This window comes from Finegoldia sp. BIOML-A2, assembly GCF_009678315.1.
GTDB lineage: Bacteria > Bacillota > Clostridia > Tissierellales > Peptoniphilaceae > Finegoldia > Finegoldia magna.
Genome location: NZ_WKZE01000003.1, coordinates 46,202 through 59,931, shown reverse-complemented (window position 1 = coordinate 59,931; position 13,730 = coordinate 46,202). Strand labels below are relative to the sequence as shown.

Sequence of the window (13,730 nt, the reverse complement as noted above, 5' to 3'; positions counted from 1 at the left end):
TAAAGGAGAAGAAAATGGATATATTTGAATCATTGAAATCAAAAATCTCAGGCAAAAACTTAAAGATAGTATTTCCTGAAGGAGAAGAATTAAGAATTTTAAAAGCAGTAGCGAGATTGAACGAAGAAAAAATCATTACTCCTGTAATTTTAGGTGATGAAGAAAAAATCAAAGAATTAGCAAACCAAGAAAACTTGAACATTGAAGGGGTTAAAATCATCAATCCACTAAATGCTTCTGATTTCGATGAAAAAGTAGACAAATTTGTTGAAAGACGTAAAGGCAAAAACACTGAAGAACAAGCAAGAACTATGCTTAAAGATGTAAACTACTACGGAACAATGATGCTTTATTGTGACGAAGTAGACGGACTTGTATCAGGCGCAGTTCACTCAACTGGAGACACTGTAAAACCAGCACTTCAAATCATCAAAACAAAACCAGGTACAAAACTTGTATCAGGAGCAATGGTTATGATTGGACCAAACGGCGAAAGATACGTATTCTCAGACATCGCCATCAACATCGAATTGTCCGAAGAACAATTAGCAGAAGTTGGGGTTGTAAGTGCTGAAACTGCAAAACTATACGATATCGATCCAAAAGTTGCATTCCTTTCATTCTCTACAAAAGGTTCTGCAAAACACCCATTTGCAGAAAAAGTTGCCAACGCTACTAAACTTGCCCAAGAAATGGCACCAGAACTTCCAATCGATGGAGAATTACAATTTGACGCTAGTATCGTTGAATCTGTAGGAAAACAAAAAGCTCCAGGTTCAAACGTAGCAGGTAATGCAAATGTGTTCGTATTCCCAGATTTACAAGCAGGTAACATCGGATACAAAATTGCTCAAAGATTAGGAAAATTTGAAGCAATAGGACCAATCTTGCAAGGAATGGCAAAACCAGTTAACGATTTGTCTCGTGGTTGCAACGAAGAAGACGTGTACAAGCTAGCTATAATAACAGCTGCTCAAGCATTATAAAGTGAAAAATAATAGACTGTTCACGCTAATAACATATGTCATATTCTTGCTGTTTTCTGGATTTTTAGTAGAAATCGCAGTATCAGGTAAGAATTTCACAAGAATTATGCTAGTAGTTTTCGTAGCATCGTTATTAGTCGTGACTAAAATGATTTACGACAGAAGAGATGAGGACATATCATCTTTGAAGGAATTGAGATTGTATTTGGTTGCAAGTGCAGTGGTTTCCATAATGGCAATAGTCAAATATTTGAAAGAATTTTCATTGAGTAGAATATATATGCCATTTGCGTTTGCAATAATCATACATCTAGTTTATACAATAATATACAAAAATAAATCAAAAACACAAAGATAGGTGAAAGCCTATCTTTGTCTATAAGGAGATAAAATGGAGTTAATTAATTTCATATATATGTTCTTCTTTTATGCAGTAATCGGATATATTTGGGAAGTAATCTGGGTAAGCGCTGGACAAAAGAAACTCACAAACAGGGGGTTCTTGTACGGACCATTACTTCCGATATATGGATTTGGAGCAGTGTTCATCACGCTTTTTGTGGACCACGCAATAGCAAGATTCAACGACTCCTACATCGTAATATTTTTCTCAGGACTTATAATCGCTACGGCACTGGAGTTCGTAACAGGATATTTGATTGAAAAAATATTCAAAGTAAGATATTGGGATTACACAGAAAGATTTATGAACATCAAAGGGCTAATATGCCTCAGATCATCACTGTTTTTCGGAGTAATGTCCATATTCATGATGAATTATTCCAACAAATACATACTTGAACTCACTGAAAAAATCAAAAACAGCAACTACAACTTCGTGATTTACATTCTTATCGCGATATTTGCTGTAGATGTTGTGATTTCAGTAAAACAAGCTTATGGATTTAGATATATAATTGAATATCAAGAAAAAATGGAATCCTACTTGAAAGAAATCAGAAAAGATGTCAAGCTCAAAGCGTTGGAAGGATCACAAACGCTTGAAGCTGATTTGTCGGGACTTAAAAGTGCACTTCGTGACAGGATAGAACAAGTGGAAATCAAGAAATCCTTCATCGAAAACAGCGCCAAAATATTAGAAGACAGAATTGAAAGAGAAACCAACCTCAAAGAAAAGCTAAAAACTTTGTTGGATGAAAGAGTTGAAAGCGCTGAAAAGATCGATCTAATCCACGATAGAATCGACAAAGTTTACGATAAAAGGCTTAAAAGATTACAAACTCACCAAAAAAACATACAAAGAGTTGCAAAGAGAAACGATATAACTTACAAAAAATAAAAATAAGCAGATGTCTTATACGGCATCTGCTTTTGCTGTATCCAAAACACATATTTATACAGAATTATTTTGCATAAAATTTCATTATTTCTTCAGCACACTTTTCGCTATTTTCATTATTTATTTCCAGCTCAAAATCTTTTGATTTGACTGCGTAATTGATGTCGTAGTACTTTGTAATTAAGCTTTCTATCACATAATCGTAGTCTTCGTCCTCTAGTTTATTAATCAAAATGGAGGAGTTATTCTTGCCAATGTATTTGGACAAATGATTTATCCCTTTTTTGATATCCTCCAAAGCATTAGAATTTTTCAAATAATCTGTTTTTATTCTATCTATTCTATCTTGAAGGCTTGAATTTATCATAACTTGATGATGTGAACCGTTGTATTTTTGTCTCAAAGATTTGGGAACATTAATTCTTCCTATTTTGCTACTTTCACATTCCACAAAAACAGGTTCATTATCAAAACTTTTGAGCTTATCAAACAACAAACTTTCGAACATTTTTTGCGATGGTTGATTTTTCAATCCGGCATTTCCAAGGATGGAGCCTCTGTGGTTTGCAAGTTGTTCCAAGTTGAGGACGTTTTTGCGAGAATTTTCTAAAATATTCAGAATTTCTGTCTTGCCAACACCAGTGTAGCCTTTGATATTTACGTATTCGTGTGAATTAATAAGCTTATCTAAGTTTTCAATAATATATTTACGATACGCTTTGTATCCTCCTTTTAGCCTGTAAATGTCAAGTCCCATTGATTTCATTATGTTAAAAAGCACAGTACTTCTCATGGAACCTCTGTAGCAAAACAAGCACACGTTGTGATTTTCGCTCAAATCCAACAACTTCACGTAAATGTCTTCTAGTTTTACAGATGCATATCTTATCGCCAATTTCTTTGCACATTCGTGATCTCCTGCATCATAAATCGTTGAGATTTCCACTCTTTCCTCGTTATTTAGTATCGGAATATTAATAGATCCTGGTATGGTTTCTTTCTGAAACTCGTACTCGCTTCTAACATCGACAAATATTATATTTTCCATATTTATAAGTTCTTCATAAGTATTTGCTACGAACATTTTGGCCTCCAAGGTACTAATTATACACCTTTTAGTGCGTTTGTAAAAGGTGTTGGAAATAAATTAGTGGAAATTTTTTGGCTGATTATATAGGTAATAGGGTGTTCAATAATACAAAAATCTAACTAAAACTAGTGATAAAAAGAAAATATTATGATAAAATTAAATTAATCAAAAGGAGATGTGTGACTATGAAAAATATTGAATATATTTGTAAATGGTGTTTGGGAGTAAGTTTTGCATTAATCACTTTATATGTAATAAAAATATGTATATTTAGTGATTATATTGCAGAATTCATAGCAGCCAAAGCGCTACCGTTATCAATTGTATTAGTAGCTATATCAATTCTATTTTTCTCTATAGGATATGAGAATAGAGCGTAGATATCAGAAGGTGAATATTAAAAATTGTTGATAGATGTAAAAAAATGTACCCTCATTATTGGAATAACCAGTAATGAGGGTATTTTCAGTAAAAAAAGGACTTGCAAATCGCAAGTTCTCAATTAAAAATTAAAATACATTCTAATAAGTCCAAGTATCAATATATGAACTGGATAGAATAGATAATTTACCAATTTGTTTTGTTTTCCGCGTTCTCCGTTGTATGTCACAGTAAAGGCGAATCCCAAGAAGGAATACAATTCTTTGATAATCGACAAATATCTAAGACCCGCGGAAATAACAGGCTTGTCGTAGAAAATGTAGAACAAGTAAGCTAGAATTATCGCGTGATAATCGTAGTCCAAGCTTAAATACATTGCCAAGAATCCGAAAACAGCGACGATTGCAACAGATGCGATATACCAAAGTATCCTGTTTTTAAACTTATCTTTAATATGATCGATTATCCACACAGTTACAAGACACAATGCCAACGTGAACATCATATTGTTCCAGTACGGATCGAATAATACCTTCGATGTGAAAATATCGAATGGAACTTCTGAAATTATCCCAAAAACCAACAAGTTTCGAAGATATTTTGCTCTGTTGTGCGTCTTGAAAAATCCTTCCACAATGAAAAATATAAAAATAGGAAATGCAATTCTTCCTAATATCGATAAAAAGTTAGAGATATACAACAATGCTCCTTTTCCATTTAAAAAATGCGTTACAATCGAGTTGTTAACATGATCTATCAGCATCGATGTAAACGCAATGTATTTTAGCTGAGCTGCGTTAAATATCTGAAATTTTTTTAATTTATCGTGTTCAAATCTTTTATTTATGTCCATTTGTCCTCCTTAAATTTTGAGTATACTGTATGATATAATAATTTGAACAAATTTGCAATATTTTCATTTATAGAAATTAAGAGAATAACTAAATCGATAAATTATACATACACAACAAAGAGTATATAACCTTTAAAATAGTATATAATAAAATAAAAATGGGGTGAAAATTCATGGAATATATACGCGTAACAAAAGACAATATAGAAAATGAACATATATGTTGTGCATTATCAAACAACAAAGATATTCAAGTTTGTTCGAAGAAAGAATGGATGAAAAGCTGCTTTGACGATGGTCTTGTATTCATCAAATCAGAAAAAAGGGGTAAATGTTTCATTGAATACATACCAGCTGAAAATGCGTGGATACCAATTGAAGCAGATGATTATATGTATATTGATTGTTTTTGGGTTTCAGGAGCTTTAAAAGGCCACGGATATTCAAATGATTTGCTCAATCAATGTATCCAAGACGCAAAATCACAAGGTAAAATTGGCCTGTGTATACTTTCTTCTAAAAAGAAAAAGCCATTCCTATCTGATCCAAAATATTTATCAAAAAAAGGATTTCGTGTAGCTGATGAGTCTGACTGTGGAATAAATCTAATGTATTTGCCATTTGATGAAAATAATTCAATCCCGAAATTTAAAACACAAGCCAAAAATCCACACATCGAAGAAAAAGGATTTGTCTTGTATTATACCAATCAATGCCCATTTAATGCCAAATACGTGCCTATTATAGAGAAAATTGCACAAGAAAACAACATTTCCTTCAAAACAATTCACATCCATTCCAAAGAACAAGCACAAATAGCTCCCACTCCATGCACAACTTATGCGTTGTTTTATGATGGAAAATGGATTACCAATGATCAACAGAATGAAAAGAAATTTTTGAAATTAATTGAAAAAGTTAAAAATAGTTAATTTAAAATATTGATTTGAGAGTATAGGATAAAATATTTTAACCGTTACCTGATACTTAAAATTTAAAAAATGAAATTTATAACTAAATTTTTTTGTTTTGTGTTAGCACACTAACAATTACTTTAATTAGTGTTAGTGTGCTAACTTTTTTTTATCAAGAAATATGGTTTAATAATAGTACAAGGAGGATGGTTATGGAAAAGGATATAGTAATTGTTACTAATAATAGTTATGTAATTAACGAATACGACAACACTATTAATATCGACGGGGAATATTTGGATGTGCTTTATAAGGTAAGAGATCTCACACATTTGGGGTATTCTTTGGTTACTCATCCTCTAGCTGCATCGATTAGGATGTTTTATTCGCCGGTTAGAAGTGTAGTTATGAGAAAAGGTTTTTCGGAAAGGTCAATTGAAATTATTGAAAACTCTATCGAAAAATATATCAACACTATGGGAGTTCGAAAGCCAGATTACAGAAATGGTGAAGATTATTGTACTCTCGATGCGGTTCTTCTAAAAGAAGGTATAGAGAATTAATGAAGGAGTTGGGGTTATGAAATTAGAATATCAAAACTGTCTGATTGAAGATGTTAAATTTTCTGATACTACCAAGGTAGAAAATAAGACTCTTTTTATCAACAAAGATGAAATGATCGATTTTTTAAAGGATGTCGATTTTGTAACAGAAATTAGCATTGACTTGGCTAAACCTGGCGAAAAAACTAGGATTATTCCAGTTAAAGACTGTATTGAACCTAGATTTAGAGTTGGTAGAACTAATAAGTTCCCAGGTGTTACAGGTGAAATCGAACAACTTGGGGACGGTATTACTAAAATCATGAAAAATGTCGCTGTGGTTACTGTAGGAGATGTGGTTGGTTTCCAAGAAGGAATTATAGATATGTGGGGAGAAGGAGCAGACTACACTCCATTTTCCAAGACTTTGAATGTGGTTGTGGATATTAAAGTTCAAAAAGATATCGAACCTCACGAACACGAAACTTGTGCTAGACTTGTAGGTTTGAAGTCAGCCGAATACTTGGGATATGCTCTTGAAAATGTAGAGTGTGATAATTCAGAAGTCTTCGAAATTCAAGATATTAAAACAGAAGCAGAAAGACTTAAAGATCTTCCAAGAGTCGTGTATGCACAAATGATGATTGCACAAGGTTTACTTCACGATGTGTACATTTACGGAGTAGATGTTAAGAAGATTTTACCTACACTTCTTCATCCTAATGAAGAGCTAGACGGTGCAGTTGTAAGCGGTAACTGTGTAGCTGCTTGCGATAAAATCACAACTTATCAACACCAAAACAACTCAGTAATTAAGGAATTGTACAAGGAACATGGCAAAAATATTAATTTTGTAGGAGAAATTATGGTTCCAGAACTTACTACATTGGATGGTAAATTTAGAACTTGCGATTACACTGTTAAGCTTTGCAAGATGTTAGCAGCAGATGGTGTAGTAATTTCTGAAGAAGGTTATGGTAATCCAGACTCTGACTTGGTTATGATATCTTCAGGATTAGAAAAAGCCGGAATAAAATCGGTACTTATTACTGATGAATGTGCTGGATGGGCAGGAGATTCTCAACCTTTGGCAGATGCTAAGAAGGAAGCGTGTGCTGTAGTATCTACGGGAAATGTATCTCATCTTGTTCATTTGGATAAGCCGGATAAAATTATTGGTAATGTAGAAGCCATTAAGAACTTGGCTGGTGGATGGGATGGATGCTTGGATGAGGAAAAAGGAACTATCGTATGCGAACTTAACGCCGTTACTGGTTCTACATCTGAAATAGGATTCCACAATCTTACAGTTAAGCTTTACTAGGAGGTTTTTATGAAAAAAATATTATATTATGTAAATCAGTTTTTTGGACAAATAGGAGGAGAAGACAAAGCTGATTATAAGCCTCATTTTGAAGACAAACCGATCGGTTGTGCGCAAGCTTTTGATAAGGCTTTGGTAGATGGTCAAGTTGTTGGAACTATCGTTTGTGGTGACAACTATTACAACGAACATAAAGAAGAATCAGACAAATTTATATTGGATGTATTTGAAAAAATAAAACCTGATATTGTCGTAGCAGGACCTGCATTTAACGCTGGTAGATATGGTATGGCGTGTTCTGGAGTTATCAATTTATTAAAAGACAAAGACATCCCACTTGTAACTGGAATGTACATTGAAAACCCAGCTGTAGATATGTGTAGACTTCACAGCTACATCATTGAAACTGCGGATTCTGCAGCAAAAATGAGACAAGCCATAAAAGAAATGGTTACTTTGACAAATAAAATTATTGAAGGAAAGAAACTTTCTCCAAAAGAAGATAATTACCTTTCACAAGGTAGACGTTTGACAGAATTTTCTGACAAAATCGGTGCACGTCGTGCAGTGGAAATGCTTCTTAAGAGATTTAACGATGAAGAATTTGAAACAGAACTTCCAATGCCAGAATTTGACGAAGTTGAACCAGCAGCTCCAATAGCTGACATGAGTAAGGCTACTATAGCACTTATCACAACAGGTGGTGTTGTTCCTGAAGGAAACCCTGACAAAGTTCAATCAGCATCAGCTCAAAAATGGGCAAAATACGATGTAAGTGATTTGGATGAATTAAAAGGTAAATTCATAACAATCCACGGTGGATTTGACCCTGTATATTGTAATGCAAAAGCAGACAGAGTTGCACCTTTGGATCAGCTTACAAGACTCAAAAAAGAAGGCGTAATAGGAAATGTGTTCAAATATTTCTACACTACAACAGGAACAGGAACATCTGTTGCCAATGCTAAGAGATTTGGTAAGGAAATTGGACAAGAATTGAAAGATGCTAAAGTTGACGGCGTTATAATGACTAGTACCTGAGGTACTTGTACGCGTTGCGGTGCAACGATGGTAAAAGAAATCGAAAGATATGGTATCCCTATAGTTCATATGGCTACTATAACTACAATTTCACAATCAGTAGGAGCAAACAGAATTGTACCTACAGTCGCAATTCCATACCCAGTCGGTAATCCAGAATTGAAATCTCGTGAAGATGGTTTAAGAGAAGAATTGGTCGAAAGTGCAATCAAGGCATTAGAAACAAAAGTCGACAAACCGACTATATTTAAGTCTTAATGGGGGTGTAATTATGAGCGACAATAGAGGTAATTGGAATAGTAGATTTGGTTATATCATGGCGGCAGCTGGATTTTCCATTGGATTGGGAAATGTGTGGAGATTTCCATATCTAGTTGGTACAAATGGAGGGGGAGCGTTCGTATTAGTTTATATTCTAATATGTGTGTTCATAGGGATACCTCTATTCTATATGGAAGTTACACTTGGTAGAAAAGCGCAAGCGAGTCCAATTGCAGGAATGAGAAATCTAACTAAAAAAGGCAGCCCTTGGGTAAGTTTCGGTTGGCTTGGAGTATTGAGTGCGTTTTTCATTCTAACTTACTACATTCAAATAATGGGTTGGATATTAAACTATCTTGTAAAGATGCTTACAGGTGAAATGACAGGATTTACAGCAGCACAGTACACTGAAAACTTTGGTAAAATGTTGGATTCTCCAATGACGCTTCTAATATTTACATTGATTTGTACAATCATAATTGGTGTCATTTCAGCTAAAAACTTAAACGACGGATTGGAAAAAGCTTGTAAATTTATGATGCCAGCATTATTTATAATGCTAATAGCAGTTGTAATTAGATCAATAACTCTTCCAAATGCAGTGGAAGGTGTTAAATGGTATATGAACGTTGATTTCTCGAAAATAAATGCAGAATCTATACTCGCAGCACTAGGACAATGCTTCTTCTCAGTAGGAATCGCAAGTGGTGGTGCATTTGTATACGGATCTTATCTTAACAAAGACTCAGACATACCAACAGATGGATTAATGGTTATAGGATTTGACACACTAGCAGCTCTTATCGCTGGATTTGCAATATTTCCAGCAGTATTTGCACTAGGATTACAACCAGATTCAGGATCAAACCTATTATTCGTAACTATGAGTAACGTGTTTATGAATTTGCCATTCGGAAGATTTTTCGGAGTATTGTTCTTCTTATTGATGTTCTTTGCAGCGTTATCATCCGCATTAGGATATTTGGAACCTGTAAGTTCATCATTTACTGAATTACTTAATATTGACAGGAAAAAAGGCGTAATCTACGCACTAACATCAATATTTGTTGTGGGATTGTTAACTATATTTGGACAAAACATACTAAAGTCAGTCACAATAATGGACAAAAACTTGTTTGACTTTGCAGACTTCTTATCAGGAAATATATTAATGCCACTTGGCGCTATAGCGTTGATACTTTACACTTTATTCAAATGGAAATTCGATGTATTTAGAGAAGATGTAAATAACGGAGCAAATTCTATAAAAGTGCCTAAGTTTATGAAATACGTATCATATGTTTTACCATTTGTATTGATAATAATATTCCTTAAAGGACTAGGAATATTCTAGTAAAACAATTTCATATCTCTTATATAAAATACCAGAGTTAGATATCATTCTAATTCTGGTATTTTGATGTGTAAAATATTAGTTAAATGATTTACACTAAAAAATTTTTTTGTTAGAATTTAAGTAAGAGAAGAGGGTTTTAAATGAAAATATTAGACTTTAAACTATTCAATAATATATCGGACAGATCAAAGAGAGAGCTACTTAAATTAGATGTTTTTTCGAAAAACTATGAATCTGGTGAAAAGGTTCTTAGCAAGGAAGAAGATTTGAAGCATGCAATGTTTATTGACAAAGGTTGCTTAAAAGCGTGTGAATACACCATAAATGGAAAGGAAATAGTGTCTTCATACTATTTTGCTGGGGACGCTTTTCCCTTTTACTTGTATTTTGGACACACTAAAAAGTTTCCATACGATGTATATGCTACCAAGAAAACAAAAGTGTACTTCTTGCCACTAAAAGAGTTTGAGAAAATCATGGATACAGACATCGTCCTAACGAAAAATATACTGAAATTTGTAGCCGAATACACTTGTTTTAACAAGCTTGTAATCAGAGCGACTCAATATTCAAAAGTATCACAGAGGCTAGCTTATTGGATACTCCATTTGCAAGAAGTGGATTATTTGAAACTTCCAACCTCACAAACTATGCTTGCAGATATTCTTCGCGTCAACAGACCAAGCTTGAATCAAGAATTGAAGAAGTTCGCTGAAGACAAGGCGATTTATATTGAAGGGATGGATATAATTGTGATAGAGCGCGATTATTTACGAAAAATGATTGACTAGCTTTATCGACTGAAATCAACCAATACTTTACAAAAAATGTTTATTTTAGCTAAAAATATAATATAATATTGTTATGGAGGAAAATATGGAAACCATAATAGTTTTGATGTTGATAGCTAAGTGTTTGATGGATTTATATTTGAAGAGATTGTCCATCAAAAACGTTGGAGTGTTTGCGTTGATTTCGGTGTTTTTGTATGCGATTTTCCGCATTACGAATACTACATCAAACTACGACTTTGCTTTATTACTTGGCTGTAGCGACATGATGGTTGATGATTTCAAAACTAATGAGGTGTACTGGATTAATGCTTTGTTTTTCATCATTTGTAGTATTATTGTTTCTGTGTTTTCGAGATTTTTCCTGACGAGTTTTCTGCTATTATTGGTTATTTTGATGCTTAATTTTTTCACTAAGGAAAAGTTTATGGGTAATGTGGATTGTTTGATTATTCTAGGACTTGGCATGAGCAAAAGTTTCACTGATTTGGTGAGTTTTGTGTTTTATCTTGGGATTATTAGTGGAATCAGGGCTTTGATTTATATTCTAAGAAAAGAAGAGAATGAGGAGATTGCATTCATTCCTGTGATTTGGTCTTCTTTTTTGTTGTATGTGGTGATGGGAAATGTTTTCTAGATTAAAAATGAAAGCTAAGGCATTCAGTTTAATAGAGGTGATGGTGAGTCTGTTCATTATTTCTGTTGTGATTATGACTTGCGTTTTAAAATACGACTTCAAAACTGATGTTGCAAGTAGAAAAGAGATTAATACGCTTGTTAGCGATTTGAAAAGTGCCAGAAGTGTTGCGATGAATTCGGGAAGAAGTATTCAATTTCGATTCGACACAAATTACTATTATTTTTACGATTCTAATAAAATGAAGAATCTTTTTGAAAGAGAATTGAAAAATGGGACATTTCGATTAAATAAAGATGGAGCAAATACTATAGACCTTGGAAATATTGGCGCAAATATATCCAAATCATCTGCAGCGACACATTTTCCGACTATTTATTACGAAACCAAAAACAAAAACAAAACATACAAGATTAATTGTTACATAGCGACAGGGAGAGTGGATGTGGATGAGACGAAAAAATAAGGGATTTACACTGCTTGAGGTTTTGTTTGCGTTGTTTTTGGTGAGTCTTTGTGTCGTAGTGTACTATCCACAGCTTAAAAATGTGATTACGATGCAGGATAAATCCTACACTGAAAATGTTGTGCTACGTGATTTGGACAATTCTGTAGAATATTTGAAAGCGCACGATGATGTGGATGATTCAATTGTTGATGAGAATTCAAAAGTCGTTGTAACAAAGGATGATGTGGGAGATTTGGTTAAGGTAAATGTCAGTGTAACTAATGGAGATATCACGAAAGATGTGTCATTTTACAAAGAAAAGTAGGGGATTTACGTTGCTTGAAGTTATGGTGAGTTTGTTCATATTCTCCGTAGTGTTGGGTGTGATTTTCCTATCGTTTAAGACTAATTTTAAAATTATGCAGTCAAGTGCAAATCTGAAAAACAACGTGGACGATGTCGACCACTGCGCATATTACATAAAAAACGAAATCGAAAGGTCGAGGTCTGTAATTACAGAAAAGCCTAATTGGACTCATTTCGACCAATCAATGGGATTTGTACTAGTAAAATATATTGATGATAAGCAAAACTATGTGTATTTTACAAAAGAAAACGGCAAAATCATACGATACGCTTTTACAGATCCCAGTAGCTTTGATGATTTAAAAGAACACGGGCCCAACGGTAGGATAACTCAGAACAAACTCAAGGACAACGCCGATGATTTCACATTTAGTCATGACGACAACTATATTTATTTAAAAGAAAATGGGAAGAAACTGGTAGTCTACATCGGAGATAAGGTAAAATGAAACGAAAATCCAAAGGCTACATCACAATTTACGCTCTCTACATGATATTCGTGTTGATGATTGTCATTGCGTTTTTGATAGTTCAAGTGAAAAACATCAGAACTGTGAACGCCTACAAATACAACTACATTCAAGCCAAGGCGATTGCTTATTCAAAGGTTCGAATCATCAATCAAAGGAAACTTTTTGATGAAGAATTGAAGAAAAATTCTAAAAGTGACACATTTTACATTCAAATCACAGATATCCCAGAACTAAGTAGTAAGACTAAGGTCGATTATTACGAAGAGAAAGATGGAGCAACAAAAATCTTCTCATTTACAAGCAAATATCCAGACAATAAAGGATCCAGAGTAACGACTAGAATGGTGTATAATAGGAAAAATCCTTTTGAAAAAAGAATTATATCAGAAGAAAAAATCAATGAACTGTTGCCGGAAATCATTGAAGGAAAGAAAAGCATCGGAATAAAAGATTGTTTAATATTTTCATTGAATGATGAAACGTATTTCGTGGACAAAAAGATTGCTGATGAAAAATACAATGAATTCGTAGCCGAAAAGACAAATCAAAACAACGAAGAAGTTTCGGAAGATGAAAAGGAAAATGGCTCTGAAGAAAATGAAGGAGATAAAAAAATAGAAATAGATGATGAATTTCTGACTAAATTAGTACAATTTTCCAGAAAAGAGAAAAACATTCTAATTGATTCAGAAGATATCACGATACTTAACGATGTTACAATAGATGGAGTGTTCATCGATAAGTGTAATGTTTATTATGTGAAAAATGAAAAAGTTCAAAAAACTCCTGAAATTACGGTTAATGGAATATTGATACTCAAAAATTCCAACGAAGATAACTACAAAGTAAATGGAGAGTATTTATCAACGAAAGAGGTCGACATAAAATTTACAGAAGACAAAACAATATACACGAGTAAAAAATACGAGTTTGCGGGTAGTTATTACAAATAATCGATGGAATGAT

Annotated in this window: 17 protein-coding genes; 15 read left to right on the top strand and 2 right to left on the bottom strand. The window is 33.5% G+C overall.

Annotation, left to right across the window (positions count from 1 at the left end; genetic code table 11):
* Positions 1–14: 14 nt before the first annotated feature.
* The 3 genes from pta to GKF99_RS04360 are packed head-to-tail and all read left to right on the top strand — an operon-like array spanning position 15 to position 2,286.
* Positions 15–986 (top strand): phosphate acetyltransferase, encoded by a 972-nt coding sequence (gene pta, locus GKF99_RS04370; protein ID WP_154254677.1) that lies wholly within the window; start codon positions 15–17, stop codon positions 984–986.
* 1 nt (position 987) lies between these two features.
* Positions 988–1,344, top strand: a complete 357-nt coding sequence (locus GKF99_RS04365; RefSeq protein WP_316515872.1) for a hypothetical protein — start codon at positions 988–990, stop codon at positions 1,342–1,344.
* Positions 1,345–1,377: 33 nt separating this feature from the next.
* Positions 1,378–2,286, top strand: coding sequence for a hypothetical protein (locus tag GKF99_RS04360; protein ID WP_154272750.1), 909 nt, complete (start codon positions 1,378–1,380; stop codon positions 2,284–2,286).
* 64 nt (positions 2,287–2,350) lie between these two features.
* Here the strand turns inward: GKF99_RS04360 and mnmH are convergent, their stop codons facing one another.
* Positions 2,351–3,370 (bottom strand): tRNA 2-selenouridine(34) synthase MnmH, encoded by a 1,020-nt coding sequence (gene mnmH / locus GKF99_RS04355; protein ID WP_154272749.1) that lies wholly within the window; start codon positions 3,368–3,370, stop codon positions 2,351–2,353.
* Positions 3,371–3,561: 191 nt separating this feature from the next.
* Here mnmH and GKF99_RS04350 point away from each other — a divergent pair, with 191 nt between their 5' ends.
* Entirely contained in the window at positions 3,562–3,756 is a 195-nt protein-coding gene (locus GKF99_RS04350; protein ID WP_094206464.1) for a hypothetical protein, read from the top strand.
* A gap of 122 nt (positions 3,757–3,878) precedes the next feature.
* On the opposite strand, the gene GKF99_RS04345 is transcribed toward GKF99_RS04350, so the two are convergent.
* Positions 3,879–4,610 carry a TraX family protein gene (locus GKF99_RS04345; protein ID WP_154272748.1) on the bottom strand — a complete coding sequence of 244 codons (732 nt, stop codon included), beginning with the start codon at positions 4,608–4,610 and terminating at the stop codon, positions 3,879–3,881.
* Between the two features lie 173 nt (positions 4,611–4,783).
* Here GKF99_RS04345 and GKF99_RS04340 point away from each other — a divergent pair, with 173 nt between their 5' ends.
* The 11 genes from GKF99_RS04340 (at position 4,784) to GKF99_RS04290 (ending at position 13,717) form a co-directional block, all read left to right on the top strand.
* Positions 4,784–5,542, top strand: coding sequence for a YoaP domain-containing protein (locus tag GKF99_RS04340; protein ID WP_154272747.1), 759 nt, complete (start codon positions 4,784–4,786; stop codon positions 5,540–5,542).
* A gap of 194 nt (positions 5,543–5,736) precedes the next feature.
* Positions 5,737–6,087 (top strand): GrdX family protein, encoded by a 351-nt coding sequence (locus GKF99_RS04335; protein ID WP_094206558.1) that lies wholly within the window; start codon positions 5,737–5,739, stop codon positions 6,085–6,087.
* 16 nt (positions 6,088–6,103) lie between these two features.
* A complete protein-coding gene (locus GKF99_RS04330; RefSeq protein ID WP_094206557.1) occupies positions 6,104–7,390 on the top strand; it encodes a glycine/sarcosine/betaine reductase component B subunit in 1,287 nt (428 codons plus the stop codon).
* Between the two features lie 9 nt (positions 7,391–7,399).
* Entirely contained in the window at positions 7,400–8,689 is a 1,290-nt protein-coding gene (locus tag GKF99_RS04325; protein ID WP_094206556.1) for a glycine/betaine/sarcosine/D-proline family reductase selenoprotein B, read from the top strand.
* Positions 8,690–8,702: 13 nt separating this feature from the next.
* A complete protein-coding gene (locus GKF99_RS04320) occupies positions 8,703–10,046 on the top strand; it encodes a sodium-dependent transporter (protein WP_094206555.1) in 1,344 nt (447 codons plus the stop codon).
* A 143-nt stretch (positions 10,047–10,189) separates the two neighbouring features.
* On the top strand, positions 10,190–10,840 hold the full coding sequence (locus tag GKF99_RS04315) for a Crp/Fnr family transcriptional regulator (protein ID WP_154272746.1): 651 nt from the start codon (positions 10,190–10,192) through the stop codon (positions 10,838–10,840).
* An 85-nt stretch (positions 10,841–10,925) separates the two neighbouring features.
* Complete coding sequence (locus GKF99_RS04310; protein ID WP_094206553.1) at positions 10,926–11,477, top strand: hypothetical protein; 552 nt, start codon at positions 10,926–10,928, stop codon at positions 11,475–11,477.
* Positions 11,467–11,943 (top strand): prepilin-type N-terminal cleavage/methylation domain-containing protein, encoded by a 477-nt coding sequence (locus GKF99_RS04305; RefSeq protein ID WP_094206552.1) that lies wholly within the window; start codon positions 11,467–11,469, stop codon positions 11,941–11,943. Before GKF99_RS04310 ends, GKF99_RS04305 begins: the two co-directional genes overlap by 11 nt.
* Positions 11,927–12,250: a prepilin-type N-terminal cleavage/methylation domain-containing protein gene (locus GKF99_RS04300; protein ID WP_094206590.1), complete on the top strand. Its 324-nt coding sequence runs from the start codon at positions 11,927–11,929 to the stop codon at positions 12,248–12,250. The genes GKF99_RS04305 and GKF99_RS04300 overlap by 17 nt, the downstream gene beginning before the upstream one ends.
* On the top strand, positions 12,225–12,740 hold the full coding sequence (locus tag GKF99_RS04295; protein WP_094206551.1) for a prepilin-type N-terminal cleavage/methylation domain-containing protein: 516 nt from the start codon (positions 12,225–12,227) through the stop codon (positions 12,738–12,740). The genes GKF99_RS04300 and GKF99_RS04295 overlap by 26 nt, the downstream gene beginning before the upstream one ends.
* Positions 12,737–13,717 carry a hypothetical protein gene (locus GKF99_RS04290; RefSeq protein ID WP_094206550.1) on the top strand — a complete coding sequence of 327 codons (981 nt, stop codon included), beginning with the start codon at positions 12,737–12,739 and terminating at the stop codon, positions 13,715–13,717. The genes GKF99_RS04295 and GKF99_RS04290 overlap by 4 nt, the downstream gene beginning before the upstream one ends.
* Positions 13,718–13,730 lie beyond the last annotated feature (13 nt).

Bases quoted from the DNA above. Each gene is read 5' to 3' on its own strand.
- GKF99_RS04295 (WP_094206551.1), top strand. From the start codon at position 12,225: ATGTGTCATTTTACAAAGAAAAGTAGGGGATTTACGTTGCTTGAAGTT.
- mnmH (WP_154272749.1), bottom strand. From the start codon at position 3,370: ATGTTCGTAGCAAATACTTATGAAGAACTTATAAATATGGAAAATATA.
- GKF99_RS04300 (WP_094206590.1), top strand. From the start codon at position 11,927: ATGAGACGAAAAAATAAGGGATTTACACTGCTTGAGGTTTTGTTTGCG.
- GKF99_RS04320 (WP_094206555.1), top strand. From the start codon at position 8,703: ATGAGCGACAATAGAGGTAATTGGAATAGTAGATTTGGTTATATCATG.
- GKF99_RS04330 (WP_094206557.1), top strand. From the start codon at position 6,104: ATGAAATTAGAATATCAAAACTGTCTGATTGAAGATGTTAAATTTTCT.
- GKF99_RS04360 (WP_154272750.1), top strand. From the start codon at position 1,378: ATGGAGTTAATTAATTTCATATATATGTTCTTCTTTTATGCAGTAATC.
- GKF99_RS04350 (WP_094206464.1), top strand. From the start codon at position 3,562: ATGAAAAATATTGAATATATTTGTAAATGGTGTTTGGGAGTAAGTTTT.
- GKF99_RS04335 (WP_094206558.1), top strand. From the start codon at position 5,737: ATGGAAAAGGATATAGTAATTGTTACTAATAATAGTTATGTAATTAAC.
- GKF99_RS04315 (WP_154272746.1), top strand. From the start codon at position 10,190: ATGAAAATATTAGACTTTAAACTATTCAATAATATATCGGACAGATCA.
- GKF99_RS04290 (WP_094206550.1), top strand. From the start codon at position 12,737: ATGAAACGAAAATCCAAAGGCTACATCACAATTTACGCTCTCTACATG.
- GKF99_RS04340 (WP_154272747.1), top strand. From the start codon at position 4,784: ATGGAATATATACGCGTAACAAAAGACAATATAGAAAATGAACATATA.
- GKF99_RS04345 (WP_154272748.1), bottom strand. From the start codon at position 4,610: ATGGACATAAATAAAAGATTTGAACACGATAAATTAAAAAAATTTCAG.
- GKF99_RS04310 (WP_094206553.1), top strand. From the start codon at position 10,926: ATGGAAACCATAATAGTTTTGATGTTGATAGCTAAGTGTTTGATGGAT.
- GKF99_RS04305 (WP_094206552.1), top strand. From the start codon at position 11,467: ATGTTTTCTAGATTAAAAATGAAAGCTAAGGCATTCAGTTTAATAGAG.
- pta (WP_154254677.1), top strand. From the start codon at position 15: ATGGATATATTTGAATCATTGAAATCAAAAATCTCAGGCAAAAACTTA.